This is a genomic window from Streptomyces sp. CB01580 (genome assembly GCF_001905795.1).
GTDB lineage: Bacteria > Actinomycetota > Actinomycetes > Streptomycetales > Streptomycetaceae > Streptomyces.
Map to the genome: position 1 here is coordinate 134363 of NZ_LIXJ01000016.1, position 26341 is coordinate 160703.

A 26341-nucleotide genomic window follows, 5' to 3' on the forward strand; every position below is an offset into this window, starting at 1 on the left:
GCGGGGGTGTGCGCGGCTACGGCGCGGGATGTGCCACCACGGGGCCGCGTCAGCGGGCGGTGGGACAACTCATGGTCGTGACACGCGCGTAGTCCACGTGGCGGCGGGTCACGAGCACGATCATGCGCCCAGGGTAACCACAGTCGGACAGCGCGCACCACCGCCTTCCGCAGTGCGGACAACCGGGGCGATCCGCTTCCGCGCCGCGGATGACGGGGCGCCCCGGTGGCGTGCAACCGCTCCCGCCGGGCGCCCCCGGACGCGTCGATGTCAGGATGGTTCCATGACGAGCAAGGTCTACTTCGACATCACCATCAACGACGAGCCCGCCGGGCGGATCACGTTCAAACTGTTCGACGACGTCGTTCCCAGGACCGCGGAGAACTTCCGCGCGCTGGCGACCGGCGAGAAGGGCTTCGGTTACAAGGGATCGTCCTTCCACCGGATCATCCCCGAATTCATGCTCCAGGGCGGCGACTTCACCGCGGGCAACGGCACGGGCGGCAAGAGCATCTACGGGGCGAAGTTCCCCGACGAGAACTTCAAGCTGACGCACTCCAAGCCCGGCCTGCTGTCCATGGCCAACAGCGGCCCCGACTCCAACGGCTCCCAGTTCTTCATCACGACCATCGTGACGTCGTGGCTGGACGGCAAGCACGTGGTGTTCGGCGAGGTCGACAACGAGGAGAGCATGGACCTCGTCAAGAAGATCGAGGCCCTCGGCACGCAGAGCGGCCGCCCCCAGGCGAAGATCACCATCGCGGACAGCGGCGTCCTCTGACCCGCGCCCGCGCCCTCGCGCGCGGCGTACGCACCCTTTGCACGACCGCATGACAGAACGCATGCGCGACCTCTGAACGAGCGCGCCGTCCGACGGGCCCCGTCGGGCGGCGCGCTCCGTCATTCCCGGCATCTCCACTGTCAACTCGCGGTTGACACCCCCCGACTGTCAACCTACGGTTGACGCATGGTGAATCCCGTACGCATGACCCATCCCGTGCGCCTCGACGACCTGATCGAGGCCATCAAGAAGACCCACACCGACGCCCTCGACCAGCTCTCCGACGCCGTCATCGCCGCGGACCACCTCGGCGACGTGGCCGACCACCTGATCGGCCACTTCGTGGACCAGGCCCGGCGCTCGGGCGCCTCCTGGACCGAGATCGGCAAGAGCATGGGCGTGACCAGGCAGGCGGCCCAGAAGCGCTTCGTCGCCAAGGACCCCGGCGAACCGTCGGACCTCGACCCGAGCCAGGGCTTCGGCCGCTTCACCCCGCGGGCCAAGAACGTCGTCATGGCCGCGCAGAACGAGGCCCGGGCGGCGGGCAACGACCAGGTGCGCACCGCACACCTGGTGCTGGGGCTGCTCAGCGAGCCGGAGGGGCTGGGCATCGCCTTCGTCAAGGCCCAGGGCATCACTCCGGACGCGATCCGCCGGGCCGCGACCGAGACCCTGCCCGCCGCCGCGGGCGAGGTGCCGGACCTGATCCCGTACGACGCCGGGGCCCGCAAGGCGCTGGAACTCACGTTCCGCGAGGCGCTGCGCATGGGGCACAACTACGTCGGCACCGAGCACATCCTGCTCGCCCTGCTGGAGCAGGAGGACGGCGCGGGCGTGCTGTCGGGTCTCGGTATCGACAAGTCGGCCGCCGAGACGGCCATCGCCGAGGCCCTCACGTTCCTCTCCGACCCCCCGAACAAGGGCGAGGACGAGGACAAGGACGAGGACGACAAGGAGGGCTGACCGAACCGCCCCGCTAGTGCCGGGAGCGGCACCAGTGCCGTGACCGGCAAGGTTTGCCCGGAAGGAGCGGCGTCCGGTGCGTGCGATCGCAAGGCGGCCGAAAGCCCTCGGATGGGGTCTCCCCTGCTCGAACGAAGTCGAGAGCTTGGGGAAGGGCTACGTGGGCTTTCGGCCAACGCCGAAGGGGGTCCCCCCTGGCCCTTAAGGCCTTGGGGGAGTGCGTGCCGGGCGGTGCGACGGGGCAAACGTTGCCGGGAGCGGCACTAGGGACGGCGTCCCGGCCGTACGCGTGCGGCCGGGGACNTTTGCCCGGAAGGAGCGGCGTCCGGTGCGTGCGATCGCAAGGCGGCCGAAAGCCCTCGGATGGGGTCTCCCCTGCTCGAACGAAGTCGAGAGCTTGGGGAAGGGCTACGTGGGCTTTCGGCCAACGCCGAAGGGGGTCCCCCCTGGCCCTTAAGGCCTTGGGGGAGTGCGTGCCGGGCGGTGCGACGGGGCAAACGTTGCCGGGAGCGGCACTAGGGACGGCGTCCCGGCCGTACGCGTGCGGCCGGGGACGCCGCACCGCGTCCGCTCCCCGCACGACGCCGCGCACGGGGAACGAACGCGGGCGCCGACGACGGCCGGTCAGTGGGCTCCCGCTTCGAGCCGCAGGCTCCAACGCCCCGGCCCACCGGAGAGCGTGACCGTCGACAGCGGGCGCACGTCGACGTTCCAGTACGTCGACGGTGGGGCCATGAGGGCGTGGACGAGCGCGGCCCGGACGACGGCGGGTTCCGCGACGGCCACGATGGCGCCCTCGCACGCGGGCCGGGTGTCCAGCCAGCTCCCGATCCGGGAGATGAAGGCGAGCAGCGGTTCGCCGCCGTGCGGGGCGGAGCGCGGGTCGGCGAGCCAGGCGTCGACGGCGGCGGGCTCGCAGGCGGCGACGTCGGCCAGGGTGCAGCCGCGCCAGCGCCCCATGTCGCAGTCGCGCAGCGCGGGCTGGACGAGCGGTGCGTAGCCGAGCGCCCGACCGGTGGCGCGGCTGCGCGCGGTGGGCGAGCAGTAGCGCAGTTCGGCGGCGCCCAGGGGTGCCAGGGCGTGCGCGGCGATCCGCACTTCGTGCCACCCGGTGGGGTCGAGCGGCCGGTCCTCGTCGAAGCGCTCGGCGAGCGGCGCGGAACTGCGGGCCGCGGCGACGAGCGAGACTCGCACAGTCATGGCGGCGATCGTGGAGCCGAACGCCACCCGGGTCAAGGGGGTAATCGCAAGCCTTTACGAAGGTTCGGGAACGCGGTCCCCGTGCGGTGCGCCGCTCCGTCGACGGGCCCGGCATGCCCCGCGCCCCGCGGACGGCCTCGCGGCCCCTACCGCGTCCTCCCGCCCGGTTCCGTCGGCTCCTCCGCCGGACATCCGTCCCCGGATCCGGCCGGCAGCATCCCCAAGGTCTCTTCGCAGGCCGTGCGCAGTCGGCGGACGCCCTCGACGATCTCGGCCGGGCCGGCGACCGCGGCGAAGCTCAACCGGATGTGCGGGGAAGGGGGTTCGGCGCAGAAGTACGGGCGGCCGGGCGCGACGGCCACGCCCGCGCGCAGCGCCGCCGAGACCACCGCGGACTCGTCGGTGCCCGCCCCCGTCCCGGGCAGGCGCAGCCACAGACTGCCGCCGCCCGAGGGGACGTGCGGGAGCGCGAGGGCCGGCAGGTCGAGCCGCAGGGCCGCCGTCATGATGTTGCGCCGGTTCCTCAACTCGGCCGACACGGAGCGCAGATGGCGCCCCCATGCCGGGGATCCCACCAGTTCGAGCGCGGCCTCCTGGAGCGGCCGGGGCACGAAGAAGCTGTCGACGACCTGGATGGCGCGCAGCCTGGCGAGCACCGGACCTCGGGCGGCGAGCGCGCCCACCCGCAGGCTGGGCGAGGTGACCTTGGTGAGGGAACGGACATGGACGACCACACCGTCGGGGTCGTCGGCGGCCAGCGGCGGGGGCAGCGGACCGGCGTCGTCGTGCACCAGGCACCGGGCGAAGTCGTCCTCGACGACGAACGCCCCCGCCGCCCGGGCGATGCGCAGGACCTCGCCGCGCCGTTCGGGGGCGAGGACCGCGCCCGTCGGGTTCCGGAAGAGCGGCTGGCAGACGAAGACCCGCGCGCCGGTGGCCCGGAACGCGGCGGCGAGCAGCTCCGGACGCACTCCGCCGGTGTCCACGGGCACCGGCACCGGGCGCAGTCCGGTGGCCCGGGCGGCGGCGAGCATGCCGGGATAGGTGGGCGATTCGACCAGCACCGGAGCCCCCGAGGGGGCGAGCGCCCGCAGCGCGACGGCCAGCGCGCTCTGGCCGCCCGCGGTGATCAGCACGTCGGCGGCACCGAGCGCGGGCCCGATGTCCCGGGCGAACCAGGCCCGCAGTTCGGGCAGCCCGTCGATGGGCGGGCGGTCCCAGGCACCCGGGCGGCGGCCGGCCCTGGCGAGTGCGGCGGCGAGCGCCCGTTCCGGCTGGAGCGAGGAGTGGAGGTAGCCGCCGTTCAGCTCGATGACACCGGCCGGGGGCGCGGCGAGCGTGACCAGGACACCGGAGGCGTCGACGGTGCGCGGCACCGCCTCGGGGCCGCCGTCACCGCTGAGGGAGACCTCCTGCCAGGAGGTGTCGCCCGGTGGGGGCGTGTCCGTACGGGGGCGGGCCCGGAAGACGCCGGCGCCGGGCCGGGTGACGACGAGGCCCTCGGCGGCGAGCCGGGCGATGGCCCGGGAGACGGTCACGGGGCTGACCCGGAAGCGCTCGACGAGAGCCCGACTGGACGGCAGCTTTCCATCTGCTGGGTAGCGGTCGAGTTCGCTCCGGAGGGAATCCGCCAGTTGGGCCACGCTGCTAGGCTCGTGCATGAGAGTCGAGGATAGCGCTACCAAAAGCAGGACGATAGCGGTCGATGTGGCGGGAACCACCACGTCGAACCGCGGCGGGGTGGTTCTCGCCTGCCTCGGCGTCGCCGCCTTCTCGCTGACCTTCCCGTCCACCGTCTGGGGCCTGGAGAGCTTCGCACCCTGGTCCCTGGTGGCCCTGCGCGCCGTGCTCGCCGCGCTGATCGCGGGCGGGTTCCTGCTGGCGGGGCGGGTCCCACCGCCGGACCGCGCGCACCGGGCCGGGCTCGTCGTCGTGGCCGCGGGCGTCGTGATCGGCTTCCCGATGCTGACCACGCTGGCCCTGCAGACCTCGACGACCTCCCACGCCGCCGTGGTGGTGGGGCTGCTCCCCCTGACGACCGCGGTGTTCTCCTCGCTCCGCACCGGGATCCGGCCGCCCCGCGCCTTCTGGCTCGCGGCGCTCGCCGGGGCGGGCGTGGTGATCGGGTTCACCGTGGGCCAGAGCGGCGGCGCGCTGTCCGCCGGCGATCTGTACCTGTTCGGCGCGCTGCTGGTCTGCGCGGCGGGATACACGGAGGGGGGCAGGCTGGCCGTGGTCATGCCGGGCTGGCAGGTGGTCGGCTGGGCGCTCGTCCTCTCGCTGCCGCTCGCGGTGGCCGGGGCGGCGGTGGCGCTGCCCCTGGAGCCGGTGCGGATGACCGCGCACGGGGTGATCGGACTGGTCTGGGTGGCCGCCGGGTCCACCTTCCTCGGCCTGTACGTCTGGTACCGGGGCATGGCGGAGATCGGCGTGCCCCGGGCCAGCCAGCTCCAGCTCGCGCAGCCGTTGCTGACCCTGGGATGGTCGTTCTTCCTGCTCGGCGAGGACGTGTCGGCGGCGGCGCCGGTGGCGGCGGTCGCGGTCCTCGTCTGCATCGCGGTCACCCAACGCGCGGGGCGCGCCCGGCCCCGCGCCGAGGAACCGTGACGAGGGCCCGTGACGAGGAACCGCCCCGGCCCCTTCCCCGTGACGAAGTCCCCTCGCCGCCCGCCTGCCACCCGCGGCGAGGCCGCGCACCCGGCGCCCCGGCGAGGCACACCCGCGCGAACCCGGCCCCGGCGTCCGGCCCGCGATCCCCGCTTCCCCACCGGGCGAAGTCACTTTTCGGTCATAGACTTGTCGACAAGGACCGCCACCCGTGAGGAGGTCACTCCCGATGGAGGCACACGCGGGCGACCGGCTGCTGACGCACGGCAGGACCGTGGGGCAGCGCGACAAGGTCGCAGAGATCCTCGAAGTGCTCGGTGCCGGGGGCACTCCCCCGTTCCGCGTCCGGTCCGAGGACGGACACGAGCACCTGATTTCGCCCGGTCCCGACAGCGTCGTACAGCACACCGCCGACAGGAAGCGGACACCGGAGAGCCCGTAGCGGCCTCCGCGGCGGCGCTCGTCGCTCCCGGGCCACGGGCGGACGGACCGGTTCTCCCGGCCGCCCGCCCCGTCCCCGCGTCCGCTCCGCCGCTCCCTCAGCGGGGCGGGCGCACCCGGCCCGGGTAGTGGTCGCCCACCACGCGGGCCATCGCGCCGATCCGGTCCTCGACCACGTCCTTGCCCGAGAAGTAGACATGGCCGCGCACCTGGTCGCAGGCGGCGGCGAAGTCGAGGTGGCGGGAGAGTTCGGCCGGGTCCTGCCAGGCGGCCGGCTGGGCGGGATCACCGGCCTTGTACAGCGCCTCGCCGATGTACAGATCGACGCCCGTGCCCCGCACGACCTCGTTCCACCAGGGCACCAGTTCGGCGTAGTCGGCGGCGGCGAACCCCAGATTCCAGTAGACCTGCGGGCAGATGTAGTCGATCCAGCCCTTCTTGATCCAGCCGCGGGTGTCGGCGTACAGGTCGTCGTAGGTCTGCACGCCCGCCCTCGTGGCGGAGCCGCGCGGATCGGTCGCGGCGTTGCGCCAGACCGCGAACGGGCTGATGCCGAACCGGACGTTCTTCTTGATCTTCTTGATCCGCTCGCCGGTCTCGCGCACGAGCCGGTCGGTGTTGTCGCGCCGCCAGGCGGCCCGGTCGGGGAACCCCGCACCGTACTTCGCGTACGCGGCGTCGTCGGCGAACTCCTGCCCGGCCACCGGGTACGGGTAGAAGTAGTCGTCCCAGTGCACGGCGTCGACGTCGTAGCGGCGCACCGCGTCCAGCATCGCGTCCTGGACGAAGCGGCGGACCTCGGGGAGGCCCGGGTTGTAGTAGAGCTTCCCGCCGTACGGCAGGACCCAGTCGGGGTGCAGCCTGGCGGGGTGGGCCGCGGCCAGCCGGGACGGGTCGGTGTGGTTGGCGACCCGGTACGGGTTGAACCAGGCGTGCAGTTCCAGCCCCCGGTCGTGGGCCTCGCGCACGGCGGTGCCCAGCGGGTCCCAGCCGGGGTCCTTGCCCTGGACGCCGGTGAGGTACTGGGCCCACGGCTCGTACGGCGAGGGCCACAGGGCGTCGGCGGTCGGCCGGACCTGGAGCATCACGGCGTTCAGCCGCCGGTCGACGGCCTCGTCCAGGTGGTCGATCAGTTCCGCGCGCTGCGCGGCGGCCGTCAGACCGGGCTTCGACGGCCAGTCGAGGTTGGCGACGGTGGCGACCCACACACCGCGCAGTTCGCGCCGCGCGGTCCGGTGGCCGCCGCCGTGCGGCGGCGCGCCCTCCCGCCCGGGGCCGTCGACCGTCCGGGAGGCGGGCCCCTGCCGGGCGGGAGCCGCGACGGCGTCACCCGCCAGGACGGCCCCGCCCATCGCTCCGGCGACCGCTCCGGCCGCTCCCGTCACAAACCCTCTTCGGGCCATCTGCCGCATCTCGTCTCGCACCTGCCGTCTCTCTCCCTCGTCGTCCTCGTCGTGACCGACATCGCCGGCAAGCGCCGTCGCTGTCGGTCCGCGCCGGTGTCCGTCGCCTCCGTGCTCGGGCGTACGGCAGAGCATGCCCGCCCCGGCCCGCGATCACCCGTAGGCGGCGGAGTAACGTCGGGGGGTCGGGGCGGGCACCGGACTCACACGGGAACCTGCGACTCGGAGATCAGCGAAAGGCACGAGGTGACGGACTCTATGGCCGATATTTCACGCGTCGGAGTGGTGGGCTGTGGCCAGATGGGCGCGGGCATCGCGGAGGTGTGCGCCCGCAGCGGTCTCGAGGTCAAGGTGGCCGAGACCACCGGCGAGGCGCTGGAGATCGGCCGCACCAGGCTCCACAACTCCCTCTCGAAGGCCGCCGACCGCGGCAAGATCACTCCGGAGGAACGGGACGAGACACTCGCCCGGCTGACCTACACGACCGACCTCGGAGAGTTCGCCGACCGCGATCTCGTCATCGAGGCCGTCGTGGAGAACGAGCAGGTCAAGACCGAGATCTTCCAGGTGCTCGACCAGGTGGTGACCCGGCCGGACGCGATCCTGGCCTCGAACACCTCCTCCATCCCGCTGGTGAAGCTGGCCGTGGCGACCTCCCGCCCCGACCAGGTCATCGGCATCCACTTCTTCAACCCGGCACCGGTGCAGAAGCTCGTCGAGCTGATCCCCGCGCTGACGACGTCCGACGAGACGGTGAAGCGTGCGGAGGCCCTGGTGCAGGACGTCCTCGGCAAGCATCCGATCCGCGCCCAGGACCGGTCCGGCTTCGTCGTCAACGCGCTGCTGATCCCGTACCTGCTCTCCGCGATCCGTATGTTCGAGTCGGGGATCGCCAGCCGCGAGGACATCGACAACGGCATGGAGCTCGGCTGCGCCCACCCCATGGGGCCGCTCAAGCTCTCCGACCTGATCGGGCTGGACACCGTGGCATCGGTCGCCGATTCGATGTACGCGGAGTTCAAGGAGCCGTTGTACGCCGCTCCCCCGCTGCTCCAGCGCATGGTGGACGCGGGGCGGCTCGGCCGCAAGACCGGTTCGGGCTTCTACGTGTACTCCTGATCCCCGACCGCGCCTGTTCGGGGCCGGACCGGTGCGCCCGGTCCGGCCCCGTTCGCGTTCGCGCGCCGTCCCGGGTCGCGCCCCGCGAGGACGTCGGACGGGGCGGGCCGCACCCGCGCCCACGTCTCCCTGCGAGCACGAAGGGGCGTGCCCGAAGCCCGGACACGCCCCTTCGTCCCATGCCGCGCGATGCGCGGTGTGCCGTTACGCGCCCCTCAGCACCGCGCCCGTCCGCTCGGCGGCCAGCGCCACCGCGGCGTCACGGGCGGCCGTGGCCTCGTCGACGGTCAGCGTGCGGTCCGCGGCGCGGAAGCGCAGCGCGTACGCCAGGGACTTGCGGCCCGCGCCGATCTGGTCGCCGGTGAAGACGTCGAACAGTCGCAGCGATTCGAGGAGTTCACCCGCGCCCTCGCGCAGCGCCCGCTCCACGTCGGCCGCCGGGACGTTCTCCGCGACGACCAGCGCGACGTCCTGGGTCGCCACCGGGAAGGCGGAGATGCCGGGCGCCCTGACCGGTCCGTCGACAGCCCGCTCCAGGACGTCCAGCTCGACCTCCATGGCGCAGGTGCGCTCCGGCAGGTGGAGCGCCTTGACGACGCGCGGGTGCAGCTCGCCGGCGTGCCCGAGGAGGGTCTCCTCCCCGTTCACCGTGACGTAAAGCGCGGCGCACCGGCCCGGGTGCCACGGCGCGTGCTGGGCGCCTCGGACGGTCGCCTCGACACCCGCCTCCCGGGCGACCGCGCGGGCGGCCTCCACGGCGTCGGCCCAGTCCGCCGGGCGGCCCGCGCCCCACCAGCCGGCCTGCTCGCGGGCGCCCGCGAGGACGACCGCGGCGTGGCGGGGCTGGTGCGGCAGCGCGGCGTCGAGCGCGGCGATCTCCTCGTCGCCGGGACGGCGGTCGACGGACAGCCGGACGGCCTTCGCCGCGCCGTCGGCGGGCCTGAAGACGAGCCCGGTCTCGAACAGCGCCAGGTCGTGACCGCCCCGCCCGTCGTTGCGCCGCAGCACGCCGAGCAGCCCCGGCAGCAGCGTGGTGCGCAGGGACGGTTCGTCGTCGGACAGCGGGTTGACGAGGTCGACCGTGCGGCGGCGGGCGTCGTCGGCGTCGAGCCCGAGCTGGTCGAACACGGCGCCGCCGACGAACGGGTAGTTCAGCGCCTCGACGTACCCGGCCCCGGCGAGCGCCCGGCCGATCCGGCGGTGCAGCCGCTGGCGGTCGGTGAGCCCGCGCCCGGACGGGGGCGTCGGGAGCGTGGACGGGAGGTTCTCGTAGCCCTCCAGCCGGATGACCTCCTCGGCGAGGTCGTTCGGCTCGCTGAGGTCGGGACGCCAGGACGGCACGGTGACGATCAGCTCGTCCTGCCCGTAGACGTCGCAGCCGACCTCCTGGAGGCGGCGCACGACGGTCTCACGGCCGTACTCCACGCCGGCCACCCGGTCGGGGTGGGACGCGGGCATCGCGATGGTGCGGGGTGCGGACGGGGCACAGACCTCGGTGACCCCGGCCTCGGCCGTACCGCCCGCGAGCAGCACCAGCAGGTCGACGGTGCGCTGCGCGGCGGCGGCCGCGGCCTGCGGGTCGGTGCCGCGCTCGAAGCGCTTGGACGCCTCGGAGGACAGCCTGTGGCGGCGCGCGGTACGGGCGATCGAGATCGCGTCGAAGTGCGCCGCCTCGATGACGACCTCGGTGGTGCCGTGGGTGCCGTCCTGGGCGTCCGCGATCTCGGTGTTGGCGCCGCCCATGACGCCCGCGAGGCCGATCGGGCCGCGGTCGTCGGTGATGACCAGGTCCTCGGCGTCCAGGGCGCGGACCGTGCCGTCGAGGGTGGTGAGCTTCTCGCCCTGCTGGGCGCGGCGCACCCCGATCGGCCCGTCGAGACGGGTGCGGTCGTAGGCGTGCAGCGGCTGGCCGAGCTCCAGCATCACGTAGTTGGTGATGTCGACGGCGAGCGAGATCGGGCGCATCCCGGCCTTCTGCAGCCGACGCTGCATCCAGATCGGGGAGCGCGCCTCGGGCTGGAGACCGACGACGGTCCGCGCGGTGAACCGGTCGCAGCCGACCGGGTCGGCGACCTTCACCGGGTGTCCGAACGCGTTCGGCGCGGGCACGTCCAGGAGCGCCGGGTCGCGCAGCGGCAGGCCGTACGCGATGGCGGTCTCGCGGGCGACGCCGCGCATGGACAGGCAGTAGCCGCGGTCGGGCGTGACGGCGATGTCCAGGACCTCGTCGACGAGCTGGAGCAGCTCGATGGCGTCGGTGCCGACCTCGTGCTCCGGCGGCAGCACGATGATGCCGTGCGTGCCGTCGTCGCCCATGCCGAGCTCGTCGGCGGAGCAGATCATGCCGTGCGAGGTCCGGCCGTACGTCTTGCGCGCGGAGATCGCGAAGTCGCCGGGCAGGACGGCGCCCGGGAGGACCACGACGACCTTGTCGCCGACGGAGAAGTTGCGGGCTCCGCAGACGATCTCCTGCGGCTCGCCGGTGCCGTTGGCGTCGCCGACGTCGACCGTGCAGAAGCGGATGGGCTTCTTGAAGCCCTCCAGTTCCTCGATGGTCAGGACCTGTCCGACGACCAGGGGGCCCTTGAGGCCGGCGCCGATCTGCTCGACGGTCTCGACCTCCAGGCCGACGGCGACGAGCTCGGCCTGTACGTCACGGCCGGTCTCCGTCGCCGGCAGGTCGACGTACTCCCGCAGCCAGGAAAGCGGGACGCGCATCAGATCTCCATCCCGAACGGCCGGGTGAAACGGACGTCACCTTCGACCATGTCTCGCATGTCTTCGACGTTGTGGCGGAACATCAGCATCCGTTCGATGCCGAACCCGAAGGCGAATCCGCTGTACTTCTGGGGGTCGACGCCGCAGGCGATGAGCACCCTGGGGTTGACCATGCCGCAGCCGCCGAGCTCGATCCAGCCCTCGCTGCCGCAGGTGCGGCAGGGGCGGTCCGGGTTGCCGACGGACGCGCCGCGGCAGACGTAGCAGACCATGTCCATCTCGGCGGACGGCTCGGTGAACGGGAAGAAGTTCGGCCGCAGCCGGGTCTTCATGTCCGCGCCGAAGAGCGCCTGGACCATGTGGTCGAGGGTGCCCTTGAGGTCGGCCATGGTGAGGCCCTCGTCGACGGCCAGCAGCTCGATCTGGTGGAAGACCGGGGTGTGCGTCGCGTCGAGCTCGTCGGTGCGGTAGACGCGGCCGGGGCAGACGACGTAGACGGGGGGCTCGCGGTCGAGCAGGGTGCGGGCCTGGACCGGCGAGGTGTGGGTGCGCAGCACGACCCCGGACTCGTCGGTGTCGGCGCCGTCGGCGCCGCGGACGAAGAAGGTGTCCTGCATCTGCCGGGCCGGGTGGTCGGGCACGAAGTTCAGCGCGTCGAAGTTGAACCACTCCGCCTCGGCCTCGGGGCCCTCCGCGATCTCGTAGCCCATGGCCACGAAGACGTCCGCGACGCGCTCCATGAGGGTGGTCAGCGGGTGGCGGGCGCCGGCCGGGACACGGTCGTACGGCAGCGTGACGTCCACCGCCTCCTCGACCAGCACGCGGGCGTCCCGCTCGGCCTCCAGCTCCGCCTGACGGGCGGCGAGGGCCTTGCTCACGGCGCCGCGGGCCTGGCCCACGCGCTTGCCCGCCTCGGCCTTGGCCTGGGGCGGCAGCGCGCCGATCTCCCGGTTGGCGAGCGCCAGCGGCGACGTGCCGCCGGTGTGCGCGGTCTTCGCCCGGGCGAGCGCGTCGAGGTCACCGGCGGCGGCGAAGGCGGCGAACGCCTCGTCCCGCATGCGCTCGATCTCTTCCGGTTTCAGTGCCTCGACCTCGACTGGGTCGTACGACTTGTTCGGTGCCGACATCTCTTCCCGTGCTTCCGATTGGCTGGTACTGCTCTGAACCGGGGACGCCCCGGACCCCGGCGGCCCCGCCCGACGGCCGGAGGACGCAAAGGTGCCAAAGGACGAGTCTAAAGGGCTCCGGACGTGTGCAGGGTCCGCGGGCGGCGCGGACGGCCTCCCGGCACCCCGCCCCCGGCCCGTCCGGTCGCCGCGCGAACACCGCCGTCCGCGGCCCGGACGCCGCTATCCGAGGTAGGCGGGAGTGCTCACGGGCAGGACGAACCGGAATTCGGCGCCGCCGCCGGGGCCGCGGCCGACCGTGATCGTCCCGCCGTGCGCCTGGACGATGCCCTTGACGATGTACAGGCCCAGGCCGGTGCCGCCGCGCTTGCTGCCCCGCCAGAAACGGGTGAAGACGCGGGACATCGATTCCTCGGGGATGCCGGGACCTTCGTCGCTCACGGTGACGGCCGTTCCCTTCTCGTCGTCGTCCGCCGGTGCGGGTGCGACTTCGATGGTGACGGTTCCCTCGCCGTGGCGCACCGCGTTTTCCAGGAGGTTGCCGAGCACCTGGTCGACCTTGTCCGGGTCGGCCCAGACCCCGGGCACCGGCTGGCAGGTGCGGACCAGGAAGCGGTCGGGGTCCTGGCCCTTGGCGGTGAGGGCCTGGACGTGGCGCTCGACGGCGGCGGAGAGGTCCACCGGCTGCCGGCGCAGCTCCAGCCGGCCGGAGTCGATCCGGGAGATGTCGAGGAGTTCGGCGATGAGCCGGGTGACGCGGCCCGCGTCGGCGTCGACGGTCTCCAGCATCAGCCGCTTCTGGTCGTCGGTGAACCGTTCCCACTTTGCGAGGAGCGTCGCGGTGAACCCCTTGACGGAGGTCAGCGGGGAGCGCAGTTCGTGGGCCACGGTCGCGATCAGTTCGGCGTGGCTGCGCTCGTTGCGGCGGCGGGCCTCGGTGCCGCGCAGGGAGACCACCACGCGGCGCACGGGACCGGTCGGGCGCTCGCGCACGTACCGTGCGGAGACCAGGACCTCGCGGCCGCCCGGCAGCAGCAGGTGGCGCTCGGGCTGGCCGGTGCGGGTGGCCAGCCCGCCGTACGGATCGGTCAGGGCCCACCAGCGGTGGCCCTTGAGGTCCTCCAGCGGCAGCGCCTGCTCCAGGAGGTGGCCGAGGGCCGCGGCCCGGGGCACGGCGGTGATGCGGGCCGCCGCGGCGTTGTAGCGGACGATCCGGCCGGACGCGTCTGCGACGACCAGGCCGTCGGGCAGGTCGTCGGGGTCGATGCCCCGGTGGGGATCCCCGGGGGCGTCGGCGTCCGGGCGGGGACGGGGGGCGGGGCTCCGGCAGTCGGGCGGCCCGTCCGCTGCGTCGGGTTCCTCGCAGGCGTGCACGGCGGCGGTGCGTGTCCCGCGCGGCCTGTTCATGCCGACGCCCATATCCCCTGTCCCACCTCTCGCGATGTTGACCGGTGCAGTGGGCCCCCGGGCCCGTCACCCTACTAGTCGTCGGTGACGGTACGACACCCTGCGGGGGCGCACGCCCTCCGTGCGCCGTGCGCCGTCCGGCGGGACACGATCACGGCGCCGTCACGGGCCCCGCCCCGGCCCGGGAGCGGGCTCAGGAGCGGGACCGCTGGGCCCGCGCGGAGGCGTACAGGCAGACGGCCGCCGCGGTCGCCAGATTGAGGCTCTCCGCCTTGCCGTGGATCGGCACCCGCACGACGGCGTCGGCCAGCGCCCTGGTCTCCTCCGGCAGCCCCCACGCCTCGTTGCCGAAGACCCAGGCGGTCGGCCCGCCCATGGTCCCGGCGTCGAGTTCGTCGTCGAGGTCGTCGTCGCCCGCGCCGTCGGCGGCGAGGATGCGTACGCCCGCCTCCCTCAGCCCCTGTACGGCCTGCTCGACCGGGACGCCGACCGCGACCGGCAGATGGAAGAGCGAGCCGACCGAGGCCCGGACGGACTTGGGGTTGTAGAGGTCCACCGAGGCGTCCGTGAGCACGACGGCGTCGGCGCCCGCGGCGTCGGCGCAGCGCAGTACCGTGCCGGCGTTGCCGGGGTCGCGTACGTGGGCGAGCACGGCGACCAGTTTCGGCCGCGCGGCGAGGATGGCGTCGAACGGGGAGTCGAGGAAGCGGCAGACGCCGATCAGGCCCTGCGGGGTGACGGTCTGCGACACGTCGGCGAGGACATCGGAGTCCGCGAGGTGCACCCGGGCGCCGGCCGCGAGGGCGGCGTCGACGATGTCGGCGTACCGCTCGGCGGCCTCGACGGTGGCGAAGAGCTCGATCAGCGTGGGTTCGCCGTCGGCGCCGCGGTGTCCGGCCGCCTCGCGCACGGCCTGCGGGCCCTCGGCGATGAACCTGCGCTCCTTGCCGCGGAAGTTGCGCTTGGCCAGCCGCCGGGCGGCGGTGACGCGCGGGGATCGCGGGGAGATCAGTTCGGGGGTGCCCATGGTCGGCGGCGAGCCTCTCTGCGTACGGAGGTGACGGACGTACGGAACGGAACGGGGGTGCAACGCACCGGACCCGCAGACGGCGAGCGCCTGCGGGTCCGGCTCAGCGAACGGAAGGTGCGGCCTGGATCAGGCGGCGGCCTTCGGGGCGTTGACGTCGCTCGGAAGGGCCTTCTGGGCGACCTCGACCAGGGCGGCGAACGCGTTGGCGTCGTTGACCGCGAGCTCGGCCAGCATCTTGCGGTCCACCTCGATGTTGGCGGCCTTCAGACCCTGGATGAGGCGGTTGTACGTCATGCCGTTCTGACGGGCAGCGGCGTTGATGCGCTGGATCCACAGCTGGCGGAAGTCGCCCTTGCGCTTCTTGCGGTCGTTGTAGTTGTAGACGAGGGAGTGGGTGACCTGCTCCTTCGCCTTGCGGTACAGCCGCGAGCGCTGGCCGCGGTAACCGCTGGCCTGCTCCAGGATCGCCCGGCGCTTCTTGTGGGCGTTTACTGCGCGCTTGACGCGTGCCACTTGTCAACTCCTTGCAGCGGGGCCGTGGTTGGACTCACACGACCCGAAAACGAATGGGTCCCGGTCTCAGTCGAGGTCGCGCCCGCGGGATCACCCGGGGCGACGGACTCACTTGCCGAGAAGCTTCTTGACCTTCTTGGCGTCGGCCGGGGCCAGCACGACCGTGCCGGTCAGCGAGCGGGTCTTCTTGGACGACTTGTGCTCAAGAAGGTGGCGCTTGCCGGCGCGCTCGCGGATCACCTTGCCGGAGCCGGTGATCTTGAAACGCTTGCTGGCACCGCTGTGCGTCTTGTTCTTCGGCATCGCGCCGTTCTCTCCTCGTCAGTGGCGCCCCTCTCGGTGCGGGCACCGGACAGCAGGGGCGTCAGTTCTTGGTGGGGATTCCGGGGTGACCCGGGGCCGCCTGGATGGCGGCCCCCTGAGATCACGACTCGGAAGGTGTCTCTCCCGAAGCCTGGGCGTTCTCGCCCTCGGCACCGGCGCCGGAACCCTGGCGCCCCGCCTTGCGGGCCGCCTGGGCCTCGCGGGCCTCGGCCATGGCTTCGGTCTTCTTCTTGTGCGGGCCAAGAACCATGATCATGTTCCGGCCGTCCTGCTTCGGGTTGGACTCGATGAAACCGAGGTCCTCCACGTCCGAAGCCAGACGCTGGAGCAGTCGGAAGCCCAGCTCGGGGCGGGACTGCTCACGACCACGGAACATGATCGTGATCTTGACCTTGTCGCCCTGCTTGAGGAACCGGACGACGTGACCCTTCTTGGTGTCGTAGTCGTGCGGGTCGATCTTCGGCCGGAGCTTCATCTCCTTGATGACCGTGTGCGCCTGGTTCTTGCGCGCCTCACGGGCCTTCATGGCCGACTCGTACTTGAACTTCCCGTAGTCCATGAGCTTGCACACGGGCGGACGGGCGGTCGCCGCCACCTCGACCAGGTCGAGGTCGTACTCCTGCGCGAGTTCCAGGGCCTTGGCAAGCGGAACAATCCCGACCTGCTCGCCGCTGGGACCGACAAGTCGCACCTCGGGAACGCGAATCCGGTCGTTGATGCGGGGCTCGGCGCTGATGGATCCTCCTCGGTAGCACCACGCGACCGCCTGGCGGACAGCCACGTAACGTCTGTTTTCGATCAGACCAACCGCACAAGGACAAGAAAAATGCCCCGACGGGACACAGGCGGGGCTCCTGAAACAACCGGAACACCGCCGCGGTCCTCCGCGGGGCGCATCGGGCGGCTCCATCGTCCGTACGGAACGATGGGCACCGCCTGACCGGTGACCCGCCGCCCCGAGGGGCAGCCAGGTGGGAGATCGGAGCCTCCACTTGTGGGCCGGGCGCATAGTCGCCCAGCCGGTCGTCACACAAGGCTAGCAGTTCCGCAGGGCGTGCGCTAACCCGGTGTCTCCCGGCACTCCCGCCCACGGCACGGTGTTCACGTGCGCCTATCGTATGGCGCATGAGTGACGCGACCCCCGTGAACGATTCCCCCGGCTTCGACGAGATGGCCCGCGACATCGCGGAGGTGCCCGCGGTCGAGGTGATCGTGACGGTCGCGGTCAATCTGATGAGTGCCGCCGCCGTGAAGCTCGGCCTGACCGAGGACGGCGACGAGCACAAGGACCTCGACGAGGCCCGCAAGCTGGTCCACGCCCTGGCCGGTCTGCTGGACGCCAGTACGACGGAGATCAGCTCCTTCCACGCGGCTCCGCTGCGTGACGGTCTGAAGTCGCTCCAGCTCGCCTTCCGCGAGGCGTCGCTCGTGCCGGACGAGCCCGGCACCGGCCCCGGCGAGAAGTACACCGGTCCGATCTTCGGCTGACCCGCCCCTCCTTCTTCCGCCCTTCTCTCTCCCGTACGACACGAGTGAGCCCACCGCCCCCGGGGGCGGTGGGCTCACTCGTGTCGTACGGGCTCCGGGGGCTCAGCGCGTGAACAGGGCCTCGCCCGGTGCCGCCGCGTCGGCCGGGAGCACCGCCAGGTCCAGGCCCCGCACCAGACGGGCGCGCAGGACCTCGTCGGCCGCCAGCCGCTCGGCGACCCGGCGGGCCGCGTCGGCGGGGTCCGTCCCGGCGTCGAGCACGAGGGCGAGGGTGCCGTCGGCCCGGCCGGGGCCGAGATGGGCGCGGACCACGGCCGGCTCGGCGGCGACCGCGTCGCGCACCGCCGAGGTGACCGCGGGGTCGTCCAGCGGATCGGCGCTGGTGCGGCCCTCGGCGAGGGCGAGCAGCGCGGGGCCGGTCAGTTCGAACGCGACCGGTCCGGCGAGGTCGAGGACGACGGTGTCCGCCTTCTCGTGCGCGGCGGCGCGCAGGGCCTGGTGCAGGGGGACGGCGACGGGGCGGGCCCCGGGGTCCCAGAGAGCCAGCGAGTCGGTCGAGGTGAAGGCGGGCAGGGCGCGGCGGTCCCCGGCCAGGAGGGTGGGGACGGCCATGTCGCTGGTCTTCTCGCGACGCAGCCCGTTCTCGTCCACCTCCACCTCGCCGAGCACGGCGACGACGGGGACCAGCAGCCGGGTCCCCTGGAGTGCTTCGAGTACCGGGCCGACCGCCGTCCGGTCCTCGGCCCAGGCGGCGAGCGCCGCCGTGAGTGCCGGGTCGGCCGAGCCGTCGTCGTCGGAGTAACCGGGGTCCGGAATGTTCTTCAGCTCCACGGGGCGAGCGTAGTCCCTGCGCCCGCGCGCCCTTCCGGCAGGTCGGCGTGTACTCCGCCGCCGTCCCGGATGCCCGTCGGCGTACCGGATCAGGCCCGGCGCCGCGCTCCGGCCCGGCCGCCGGGCCCGCCGCGCCACAGCATCACGGCCAGGGCCAGCAGGACGGCCCCGAGGCCGCCGGCGGCGAGGGCGAGCCGGCCGGTGGGCCTGGTGTCGTGGTGCTCGGGGGCGGGTCCCGGTCCGAAGTACCGCTCGCGGTACCCGGCCTCGGCCGACTCGGCCCGCAGACCGGCGGGGCGGAGCGCGGAGCCCGCCTCGATCGCGGCGGCGGGGTCCACGATGCCGTACCCCCGGGCGTCGTCGTGGCCGGAGCCCGAGCCGCTGCGGGCCGTGTCCATGAGCAGCTGCTTGATCTGGGCCGGGGTCAGTCCCGGATGCGCGGCGCGCACCAGTGCCACCGCCCCGGAGACGAACGCGGCCGCGGCGGACGTGCCCCACTCCACGTAGTACTGACGGTCGGGGGCGGGGACGACGATGTCGACCCCGGGCGCGCTGACGGTGGTGTACCAGCGGCGGGTGGAGAAGGCGGCGTGGGTGCCGTACCGGTCGACGGCGGCGACGGCGATCACCCCGGGGTAGGCGGCGGGGTAGGAGACGTGGTCGCCCTTCTCGCCGCCGTTGCCCGAGGAGGCGACGACGACGGCCCCCTTCCCCAGCGCGTACTGGATCGCGGCGTCCTCGCCCGCTTCCGGGTGGGCCGACTCGCTGTCGTCGCCGAGCGAGAGGTTGATGACGTCGGCGCCGTGGTCGGCGGCCCAGCGGATGCCGTCGGCGAGGGCCGCGCCACGGGACTCCCGGGCCCTGGCGCGGGCCGGGTCGGAGGCTTCGAGGATCACCCGGACCGGGAGGATCCTCGCCCCGGGCGCCACGCCGAGCACCCCGTCGGCGCCACCGGCTCCGTGGCCGCGGCCCGCGATGATGCCCGCCATCGCCGTGCCGTGCCGCGCCCAGGCGTGGTCGCCGCGGCGGGCGCCGAAGCCGATCATGTCCTTGCCGGGCAGTACCTGGCCGTCCAGGTCGGGGAGGCTGCCGTCGACCCCGGTGTCGACGACGGCGACGGTGATCCCCCGGCCCTTGGTGGTCCGCCACGCCTGGTCGGCGTGGAGCGCCTCCAGACCCCACTGCTGGTCCCGTATGGCATCGGCGCGGGCCGGGACCGCGGGCAGCAGCGCGAACGCGGTGGCGGCACAGACCGCGCCCAGCACGCGGCGGCGGGCGCGGCGGCTCATCGCGGCTTCTCCGTGAGGTCGGTGACGGCCCGGCGCAGACCGCGCTCGATCCGGTCGGCGACGCCTCCGGCCTCGTGGCCGAGCCCGGCCTCGGCGACCGTGCCCTTCGCCTCGGGGTCGGCGGCCCGGTCCGCGGGTCGCGGGTCGTTGACGGGGCGCCCGTCGGCGAACCCGGAGACGGCGAACACGACGACGGGCATCCCGGTCGACACGCGGACGGACCAGGCGGCACGCTGCCGGTCGCCGAACGCGGCGGCGACCGTGCCGTCGACGGGGTAGGTGCGGGGCATCAGGTCGGCGCGGCGGTCGAGGTGCTGCTCGGAGAACCGGTCGCGCAGCGTCGTCATGGCCCGGGCGTCCCCCTCGGTGAAGATCACCCCGACCGTGGTGACGGAGCTCGTGGTGGCGTCGGCGTACGTGGCCCGCAGCAGCCGTGCGCAGCCGACCGGGCGCAGGGCCCGGGCCAGCAGCGGGTCCAGAGCCGGCGCGCAGCCGCCGTCCGGGGCCACGGCGAGCCTGGTCCAGACCCGGTCGGCGCCGCCGGGCCCTGCTCCCCGGCCGTCGAGAACGCGCGGGAAGAGGGTGTCCACGGGGACGCTGTGCCAGGCGGAGCGCCCGACCGTGTAGGGACTGCGGGCGGCGGGGTCCGCGGAGGAGGTGCTGGTCAGCCAGGCGCCGGTGGCGGCGCCGCCGATCAGTCCGAGTCCGAGCACGACACACACCGCGGCGGCCGCGGTGCGGGCGGGGTGGCGGGTCCGTACCGGGCGCAGCCGGGTGGTGGTCTCGGCGGGTGTCTCGGGGAACGGCTGCCGGTGCGTGTACGGGTGCTGGGCGCGGACCGGCGGCGTCGCGGCGGCCGTCGGAGCCGGTACGGGTGCTGCCGTCGGGGCGGGCGGGGCGGCGGGTGCGGGGGCCACGGCCGGGCGGGGCGGAACGGGAGGACGCTGCGCCTCGGTACTCATCCGCCCCCCTGATCCCATTCCGTACCGTGCGCGGATCGACGCCGCAGGCAGGCCCGTTGGTTCGCCGCGTGCCGTCACTCTACGGGGTGGCGGGGCCCGGTTGGGAGCGGGACGCCGGGGCGGCGGGGCGATCTGTGCGGATCATCCCCCTACCCAGCGGTACGGACGTCTGGCAAGCTGCGGCCATGACTGCCCGCGCCGCTGACCGGACCCGTTACGACCGGGCCACCGCCCATCTGGACGCCCCGCTCGCCGTCGTCGACCTGGACGCGTTCGACGCCAACGCCGACGACCTGGTGCGCCGTTCCGGCGGCAAACCGATCCGGGTCGCGAGCAAGTCCGTGCGCTGCCGGGCCCTGTTGGAACGGGTGCTGGCCCGGCCCGGGTTCGCCGGGATCATGTCGTTCACGCTGGCCGAGTCGCTGTGGCTGGCGCGGGCCGGATTCGACGACGTGCTGCTGGCCTATCCGTCGGCCGACCGGGCCGGCTTCGCGGAGCTGGCCGCCGACCCGAAGCTCGCCGCGACCGTGACGGTGATGGTGGACGACCACGCGCAGCTGGAGCTGATCGACGCGGCACGGGCCGGCGGCCGGGAGGAGATCCGGGTCTGTCTCGAACTGGACACCTCGCTGCGTCTGCTGGGCGGCCGGGTGCGGATCGGCGCCCGCCGCTCGCCGCTGCGGACGCCCGCCCGACTGGCCGAGCTGGCACGCTCGGTGGTGCGCAGGCCCGGCTTCCGGCTGGTGGGTCTGATGGCGTACGAGGGGCACATCGCCGGGGTGGGGGACGCGGTCGCGGGGCATCCGCTGCGCTCGCGGGCGGTCCGGCTGATGCAGGCCACGAGCCGCAGGGAGCTGGTCGTGCGGCGGGCCGAGTCGGTGCGGGCCGTGCGGGCGGTCGCTCCGGACCTGGAGTTCGTGAACGGCGGCGGCACCGGCAGTGTGCAGCACACGGCGGCGGAGCGGGCGGTGACGGAGATCGCGGCCGGGTCGGGGCTGTTCGTGCCCCGGCTGTTCGACAACTACACGTCGTTCACTGCGCGTCCGGCGGCGCTGTTCGCCCAGCCGGTGGTGCGCCGCCCGGAGGCGGGGGTGGTGACCGTGCTCGGCGGCGGCTACCCGGCGTCCGGCCCCGCGGGGCCGGACCGGCTGCCGGTCCCGTATCTGCCGGAGGGCCTGGGCTACGACCCCCAGGAGGGGCCCGGCGAGGTGCAGACGCCGCTGCTGGGTTCACCGGCCGACGATCTGCTGATCGGCGACAAGGTGTGGTTCCGGCACGCGAAGGCCGGTGAACTGTGCGAGCGCTTCGACGTGTTGCGGCTGGTCGAGGGCGACCGGGTGACGGCGACGGTGCCGACGTACCGGGGCGAGGGCCGTACGTTCCTCTGAGTTCGGCGGGCGTCGCGCGGCGGGGGCCGGGGCGCGCGTCTCGCGGCGTCGTCGTCGGTCGCCGATGCCCCGTGTCGGCCCGGTCCTCCGCCCTGCGATGCGCGCACCCCGGCCCCGCTCCTGCTCCCGTGCTGCCCACTGCCGGACCCTCTAAGGTATGCAAGAGAACCTTTGATTGCGAAGGGAACCACGGGGCGTGGCCGAGGAAAACGAGTTCACCGACCGTCTGCTGCCCGTGCTCCGGCCGGTCCGGGCGGGCAACGGCTTCGAGGAGGCGCTGGAGCAGATCCTCCAGGTGGTCAGGCTGGGCCTGGTGCCGGGCGGCGGGCGGTTGCCGGCCGAGCGCGAACTGGCCGAACTGCTGGGGATCAGCCGGGTCACGCTGCGCGAGGTGCTGAAGGTGCTGCACGACCAGGGCCTGGTGGAGAGCAGGCGGGGGCGGTACGGCGGCACGTTCGTGGTGCCCCGGTGCGCCGGGGCGGGCGAGGCGGAGCTGCGCCGGAAGGTGGAGTCGGTCGACCTGGACGACGCGCTGCGCTTCCGTGAGGTGCTGGAGGCCGGAGCGGCCGGGCTCTGCGCCGAACAGGGGGTGACGGACGCGGGCGTGCAGCGGCTGCGGGCTGCTCTGGCGGCGACGCACGAGGCTCCTCTGCCCGAATACCGCAGGCGCGACACCCTCTTCCATCTGACCCTGGCCGAACTCGCCGGCTCGCCCTCGCTGACCGCGCAGTACGCGGCGGTCCGGGCCACGGTGAACGACCTGCTGGACTGCATACCCCTGCTGGTGCGGAACCTGGAGCATTCCCAGCACCAGCACACGAGCATCGTCGAGGCGGTCCTGGACGGGGACGCGGAGGCCGCGCGCGCGGTGACGCGCGAGCACTGCGACGGTACGGCCGCGCTGCTGCGCGGCTTTCTGGCCTGAGCCTCCCGGCGCGAGCCGCCGAGGCCCCCGCCCGGGCTCGCGGGGTTCCCGGCCCGAGCGGCCGGCGCCGGGACCGGGCCGCCCGGGCGGTGATCCCGCCCGATCCCAAAGGTATTCTCTGCCACCATTGGCATGATGGAACCGAGCCCGCCGCCCGCCCAGCGGCGGCCGACCGGAGGGACCGCCCCGTGTCCGAACCTCTCATCGGCGTCTCCACCTACCTGGAACCTGCGGCCCGCTGGGGCGTCTGGGAACTGCCCGCCGCGCTCCTCCCCGCCGCCTATCCGCGCATGATCCAGCGCTCGGGCGGCCTGGCCGTGCTGCTCCCGCCGGACGCCCCGGCCCGGGCCGCAGCCGCCGTGGCACGGCTGGACGGTCTCGTCGTCGCGGGCGGCGCGGACGTGGAGCCGGCCCTGTACGGCGCGGAGCGCGACTTCAGGACGGGCCCTCCCGCCGAGGAACGCGACATCTGGGAGACGGCCCTGATCCGGGCCGCGCTGGAGCGCGGCACCCCGCTGCTCGGCGTCTGCCGCGGCATGCAGCTGCTCAACGTGACGCTCGGGGGCACCCTGACCCAGCACCTCGACGGGCACGGCGGACCGCTGGGAGCGGCCGGGGCCCTCGGTTCGCACCCGGTCGTCCCCGTGGCGGGGACGCTCTACGCGTCGATCGTGCCGGAGGAGAGCGCCGTCCCCACCTACCACCACCAGTGCGTACGACGGCTCGCCCCGGGCCTGGTGGCCTCGGCGCACGCGGCGGACGGCACGGTCGAGGCGGTCGAGCTGCCCGGGTCCCCGTGGGTCCTCGGGGTGCAGTGGCATCCGGAGATGGGCGAGGACCTGCGGCTGGCACGGGCACTGGTGGCGGCGGCCACGACATCCCGCCCGGTCGCGGCCCGTGCACCGTTGGAGGGCCTCGCCCCGCCGCGGCGAACGGGCGACTGACCGGCGGGCGGGACGCACCACCGGCTCCGCGGGCGGCCCCGCCCGCCCTCAGTGCGGCCGGACGTCCCGCGCCGTCAGGGACAGCAGATCGCGCGCCGGGCCCGTGGGGCGATGGCCGGAGGGCCACACCGCGCGCAACTGGCGCCGCAGCCGCATGCCGCCGATCGGGATCTTCACCAGCCGCCGGGCGGACAGTTCCTCGCCCACCGCCAGTTCGCTGAGCACGCACGGTCCGGCCCCACTCTGGGCCGCGCCCTTCACCGCGGTCGTCGAGGAGAGTTCGAGCAGGGGCACGGCGAGCCCGCCGTGCGCGGCCAGGGCCGCGTCCAGGACCTGGCGGGTCCCGGAGCCCGGCTCCCGCAGCACCAGGGGGGTCGCGGCGAGTTCGCGCGGGGTCAGCGGGGTGCGGCGGCGGGCCCACGCGTGGGACGGGGCGACCACGACGACGAGGCGGTCGTGGGCGATGACCGTGCCGTCGAGCCCCGCCGGCACCGACAGGCCCTCCACGAACCCGAGATCGGCCTCCCCGGCGAGCAGCCGCCCCGCGACCGCCGCCGAGTTCCCGGCGAGCAGCGAGACCGCGGTGTCCGGCCGCTCGGCGCGCAGCGCCATCAGCCAGCCCGGCAGCAGGTACTCGGCGATGGTCATGGAGGCGGCGATCCGCAGCCGGGAGTCCCGGCGGTCGCGCAGCGCCTGCGTACCGGCGTCGAACGCCTCGGCCGCCTCGACGATCCTGCGCGCCCAGTCGGTGACCAGCGCGCCCGCGTCGGTGAGCCGGGAACCACGCGGTGAACGGTCCAGCAGGGCCAGGCCGAGCTGCCGCTCCATGGACCGGATCCGGCTGCTGGCCGCGGGCTGGGTGACCCCGACCTCGCGGGCCGCGCGCCCCAGGCTGCCGTGCCGGGCGACGGCGAGCAGCAGCTCCAGCGCGCCGAGGTCGGGAACCCGGTGGGAGAGCGGAACATGCGTGCCGGTGGTCATAAATCCAGCTTATGGCCTCATAGGGACGGAGTCCCTGGTGGGGTTCCGCGCTCCTTCCGAGAATCGTGGCATGGCCATCTTTTCGCAGCCCCGGCAATCCGACGTCCCACAGCCGACCGGGCGGTCCGCCGCCCCTCGACCGGACGCCCCGCCCCTCCCCCGGCTGCGGCACATCGGCCCCAACTGGTACGCGAGTGTCATGGGCACCTCGATCGTGGCGAGCGCGGGGGTCGCGCTGCCGGTGAGCGTTCCGGGGCTGCGGGGCGCCTGCACGGTGGTGTGGGCGCTCGCGACGGTCATGCTGGCCGTGGTGCTCGTGGCCCGCGCCGGGCACTGGGCCGCCCATCGCGACCAGGCCCGCCGTCATCTGCTGGACCCGGCCGTCGCCCCGTTCTACGGCTGTCTCTCGATGGCGCTGCTGGCCGTCGGGGGCTCGACGATGGTGGTCGGCCGGGACGTCGTCGGACACGGGGCGGCCGTGGCCCTGGACGCCGTGCTGTACACGGCGGGCACGGTGATCGGGCTGGTGGCCGCGGTCGCGGTGCCGTACCTGATGGTCGCGCGCCACCGGATCGAGGCCGGCACCGCCTCGCCGGTGTGGCTGCTGCCGGTGGTGGCCCCGATGGTCTCCGCGGCGCTCGGCCCACTGCTGATCCCCGAGCTGCCCGCCGGGCAGTGGCGCCAGGCGATGCTGCTGGCCTGCTACGCGATGTTCGGGCTGAGCCTGCTGGCCACACTGGTGATGCTGCCGCTGGTCTTCGCCCGGCTGGTCCACCAGGGTCCGCTGCCGCTCGCGCTGACGCCCACGTTGTTCCTGGTCCTCGGGCCGCTGGGCCAGTCGACGACGGCGGTCGGCCAGCTCGCCGATGTGGCGGAGGGGACGGTCCCGGCGCCGTACGCCGCGGGCTTCGAGGCGTTCGCCGTGCTCTACGGGGTGCCGGTGATGGGTTTCGCGCTGATGTGGCTGGCCCTGGCGTCCGCCCTGGTGGTGCGCGCGATTCGCAACGGCATGCCCTTCGCCATGACGTGGTGGGGCTTCACCTTCCCGGTCGGCACGTGCGTCACGGGCGCCGCGGGGCTGGCCCGGCACACCGGCCTCGACGCGTACACCTGGCTGGCCGTCGCGCTGTACGCACTGCTGGTGACGGCATGGGCGGTGGCGGGGGCGCGGACGCTGCGCGGGCTGCTCAGCGGAGCGCTGCTCGCAGCTCCGCAGGCGCCCGCAGCAGCGACGGCCCGTACCACGTGAGATACCGCCCGTCGACGAGTGCGGCGGGCAGCGCCGGGAATGCCTCCGGCCCGTCGTCCGCCGTGAAGCGGTACGGCTCGTCGGGCAGGACCACCAGATCGGCGCCGGCCGCGTTCAGCCGGTCGAGGGGAATCCGGGGGTAGCGCTCGGCGTGGCCCGCGTAGACGTTGTCGACGCCGAGCCTGGACAGCAGGTCACCGGCGAAGGTGTCGCGGCCCAGCACCATCCAGGGCCTGCGCCAGACGGGCACGACCGCACGGCGCGGGGCCCGGGGCGGGGGCAGCGCGGCCCAGGCGGCCTCGGCCTCGTCCAGCCAGCGCGGCCGGGGCGCGCCGCAGGCGGCGGCCAGGGCCCGCTCCAGCTCCTCGAACGCCTGGTCGAGGGTGCGGATCTCGGTGACGAGCACCTCGACACCGGCGTCCCGGAGCGCCGCGAGGTCCGGGGCGCGGTTCTCCTCCTCGTTGGCGAGGACGAGGTCGGGCCGCAGCGCGACGATCGCGGCCACGTCGGGGTTCTTGGTGCCGCCGACGCGGGCGGCGGTCAGCCCGGCGGGGTGGGTGCACCAGTCGGTGACGCCGACGAGCCGGCCGGGGGCGGTGACGGCCACGGCCTCGGTGAGCGAGGGCACCAGGGAGACGACGCGCACGACGG

Annotated in this window: 25 protein-coding genes; 10 read left to right on the forward strand and 15 right to left on the reverse strand. The window is 73.8% G+C overall.

Features of this window, described 5'->3' with window-relative positions; translation table 11 throughout:
- Positions 1–283 precede the first annotated feature (283 nt).
- Positions 284–781, forward strand: a complete 498-nt coding sequence (locus AMK22_RS22660) for a peptidylprolyl isomerase (protein WP_073787763.1) — start codon at positions 284–286, stop codon at positions 779–781.
- Between the two features lie 186 nt (positions 782–967).
- Positions 968–1744 carry a Clp protease N-terminal domain-containing protein gene (locus AMK22_RS22665; protein WP_073787764.1) on the forward strand — a complete coding sequence of 259 codons (777 nt, stop codon included), beginning with the start codon at positions 968–970 and terminating at the stop codon, positions 1742–1744.
- A gap of 624 nt (positions 1745–2368) precedes the next feature.
- On the opposite strand, the gene AMK22_RS22670 is transcribed toward AMK22_RS22665, so the two are convergent.
- Both AMK22_RS22670 and AMK22_RS22675 read right to left on the reverse strand, forming a co-directional pair.
- Positions 2369–2944 (reverse strand): histidine phosphatase family protein, encoded by a 576-nt coding sequence (locus AMK22_RS22670; RefSeq protein WP_199883294.1) that lies wholly within the window; start codon positions 2942–2944, stop codon positions 2369–2371.
- Between the two features lie 146 nt (positions 2945–3090).
- On the reverse strand, positions 3091–4605 hold the full coding sequence (locus AMK22_RS22675) for an aminotransferase-like domain-containing protein (RefSeq protein WP_073787766.1): 1515 nt from the start codon (positions 4603–4605) through the stop codon (positions 3091–3093).
- Between AMK22_RS22675 and AMK22_RS22680 the strand changes: the two genes are divergently transcribed.
- A complete protein-coding gene (locus AMK22_RS22680; protein WP_073787767.1) occupies positions 4604–5551 on the forward strand; it encodes a DMT family transporter in 948 nt (315 codons plus the stop codon). The two genes, AMK22_RS22675 and AMK22_RS22680, sit on opposite strands and share 2 nt — an antisense overlap.
- 229 nt (positions 5552–5780) lie before the next feature.
- Positions 5781–5993, forward strand: coding sequence for a DUF1918 domain-containing protein (locus AMK22_RS22685; protein ID WP_073787768.1), 213 nt, complete (start codon positions 5781–5783; stop codon positions 5991–5993).
- Between the two features lie 97 nt (positions 5994–6090).
- Here the strand turns inward: AMK22_RS22685 and AMK22_RS22690 are convergent, their stop codons facing one another.
- A complete protein-coding gene (locus AMK22_RS22690) occupies positions 6091–7404 on the reverse strand; it encodes a glycoside hydrolase family 10 protein (protein WP_199883298.1) in 1314 nt (437 codons plus the stop codon).
- Between the two features lie 249 nt (positions 7405–7653).
- Between AMK22_RS22690 and AMK22_RS22695 the strand changes: the two genes are divergently transcribed.
- Positions 7654–8514: a 3-hydroxybutyryl-CoA dehydrogenase gene (locus AMK22_RS22695; RefSeq protein WP_073787772.1), complete on the forward strand. Its 861-nt coding sequence runs from the start codon at positions 7654–7656 to the stop codon at positions 8512–8514.
- A 204-nt stretch (positions 8515–8718) separates the two neighbouring features.
- Here AMK22_RS22695 and pheT read toward each other — a convergent pair whose 3' ends face one another.
- From pheT to infC, 7 genes are all read right to left on the reverse strand, one after another.
- The gene (gene pheT, locus AMK22_RS22700) at positions 8719–11232 is read right to left on the reverse strand and encodes a phenylalanine--tRNA ligase subunit beta (RefSeq protein ID WP_073787774.1); all 2514 of its coding nucleotides are present in this window, start codon (positions 11230–11232) and stop codon (positions 8719–8721) included.
- A complete protein-coding gene (gene pheS, locus AMK22_RS22705) occupies positions 11232–12359 on the reverse strand; it encodes a phenylalanine--tRNA ligase subunit alpha (RefSeq protein ID WP_073787776.1) in 1128 nt (375 codons plus the stop codon). Before pheS ends, pheT begins: the two co-directional genes overlap by 1 nt.
- Positions 12360–12581: 222 nt before the next feature.
- Complete coding sequence (locus tag AMK22_RS22710) at positions 12582–13778, reverse strand: sensor histidine kinase (RefSeq protein ID WP_073787778.1); 1197 nt, start codon at positions 13776–13778, stop codon at positions 12582–12584.
- Between the two features lie 181 nt (positions 13779–13959).
- On the reverse strand, positions 13960–14793 hold the full coding sequence (locus tag AMK22_RS22715) for a TrmH family RNA methyltransferase (RefSeq protein WP_073787780.1): 834 nt from the start codon (positions 14791–14793) through the stop codon (positions 13960–13962).
- Between the two features lie 129 nt (positions 14794–14922).
- Positions 14923–15309: a 50S ribosomal protein L20 gene (rplT, locus tag AMK22_RS22720; RefSeq protein WP_073787782.1), complete on the reverse strand. Its 387-nt coding sequence runs from the start codon at positions 15307–15309 to the stop codon at positions 14923–14925.
- Positions 15310–15417: 108 nt separating this feature from the next.
- On the reverse strand, positions 15418–15612 hold the full coding sequence (gene rpmI / locus AMK22_RS22725; protein WP_073787784.1) for a 50S ribosomal protein L35: 195 nt from the start codon (positions 15610–15612) through the stop codon (positions 15418–15420).
- Between the two features lie 121 nt (positions 15613–15733).
- Complete coding sequence (infC, locus tag AMK22_RS22730; protein ID WP_073787786.1) at positions 15734–16414, reverse strand: translation initiation factor IF-3; 681 nt, start codon at positions 16412–16414, stop codon at positions 15734–15736.
- Positions 16415–16758: 344 nt separating this feature from the next.
- Here infC and AMK22_RS22740 point away from each other — a divergent pair, with 344 nt between their 5' ends.
- Positions 16759–17121 (forward strand): DUF1844 domain-containing protein, encoded by a 363-nt coding sequence (locus tag AMK22_RS22740; protein ID WP_073787788.1) that lies wholly within the window; start codon positions 16759–16761, stop codon positions 17119–17121.
- A 102-nt stretch (positions 17122–17223) separates the two neighbouring features.
- On the opposite strand, the gene AMK22_RS22745 is transcribed toward AMK22_RS22740, so the two are convergent.
- The 3 genes from AMK22_RS22745 to AMK22_RS22755 all read right to left on the reverse strand — a co-directional run bounded on the left by AMK22_RS22745 (position 17224) and on the right by AMK22_RS22755 (position 20203).
- Positions 17224–17952 carry an SseB family protein gene (locus AMK22_RS22745; RefSeq protein ID WP_073787790.1) on the reverse strand — a complete coding sequence of 243 codons (729 nt, stop codon included), beginning with the start codon at positions 17950–17952 and terminating at the stop codon, positions 17224–17226.
- 89 nt (positions 17953–18041) lie between these two features.
- On the reverse strand, positions 18042–19241 hold the full coding sequence (mycP, locus tag AMK22_RS22750; protein ID WP_073787791.1) for a type VII secretion-associated serine protease mycosin: 1200 nt from the start codon (positions 19239–19241) through the stop codon (positions 18042–18044).
- Entirely contained in the window at positions 19238–20203 is a 966-nt protein-coding gene (locus AMK22_RS22755; RefSeq protein WP_338014186.1) for a hypothetical protein, read from the reverse strand. The genes mycP and AMK22_RS22755 overlap by 4 nt, the downstream gene beginning before the upstream one ends.
- Positions 20204–20388: 185 nt before the next feature.
- Here AMK22_RS22755 and AMK22_RS22760 point away from each other — a divergent pair, with 185 nt between their 5' ends.
- The 3 genes from AMK22_RS22760 (at position 20389) to AMK22_RS22770 (ending at position 23460) form a co-directional block, all read left to right on the forward strand.
- Entirely contained in the window at positions 20389–21591 is a 1203-nt protein-coding gene (locus AMK22_RS22760) for an amino acid deaminase/aldolase (RefSeq protein ID WP_073787793.1), read from the forward strand.
- Positions 21592–21787: 196 nt separating this feature from the next.
- The gene (locus tag AMK22_RS22765; protein WP_073787795.1) at positions 21788–22516 is read left to right on the forward strand and encodes a FadR/GntR family transcriptional regulator; all 729 of its coding nucleotides are present in this window, start codon (positions 21788–21790) and stop codon (positions 22514–22516) included.
- 188 nt (positions 22517–22704) lie between these two features.
- A complete protein-coding gene (locus tag AMK22_RS22770; protein WP_073787797.1) occupies positions 22705–23460 on the forward strand; it encodes a gamma-glutamyl-gamma-aminobutyrate hydrolase family protein in 756 nt (251 codons plus the stop codon).
- A 48-nt stretch (positions 23461–23508) separates the two neighbouring features.
- Here AMK22_RS22770 and AMK22_RS22775 read toward each other — a convergent pair whose 3' ends face one another.
- Positions 23509–24441: a LysR family transcriptional regulator gene (locus AMK22_RS22775; protein WP_073787799.1), complete on the reverse strand. Its 933-nt coding sequence runs from the start codon at positions 24439–24441 to the stop codon at positions 23509–23511.
- A gap of 70 nt (positions 24442–24511) precedes the next feature.
- On the opposite strand from AMK22_RS22775, the gene AMK22_RS22780 reads away from it, so the two are divergent.
- Positions 24512–25690, forward strand: coding sequence for a TDT family transporter (locus tag AMK22_RS22780; protein ID WP_073787801.1), 1179 nt, complete (start codon positions 24512–24514; stop codon positions 25688–25690).
- On the opposite strand, the gene AMK22_RS22785 is transcribed toward AMK22_RS22780, so the two are convergent.
- On the reverse strand, positions 25629–26336 hold the full coding sequence (locus AMK22_RS22785; protein WP_073787956.1) for a helical backbone metal receptor: 708 nt from the start codon (positions 26334–26336) through the stop codon (positions 25629–25631). The two genes, AMK22_RS22780 and AMK22_RS22785, sit on opposite strands and share 62 nt — an antisense overlap.
- Positions 26337–26341 lie beyond the last annotated feature (5 nt).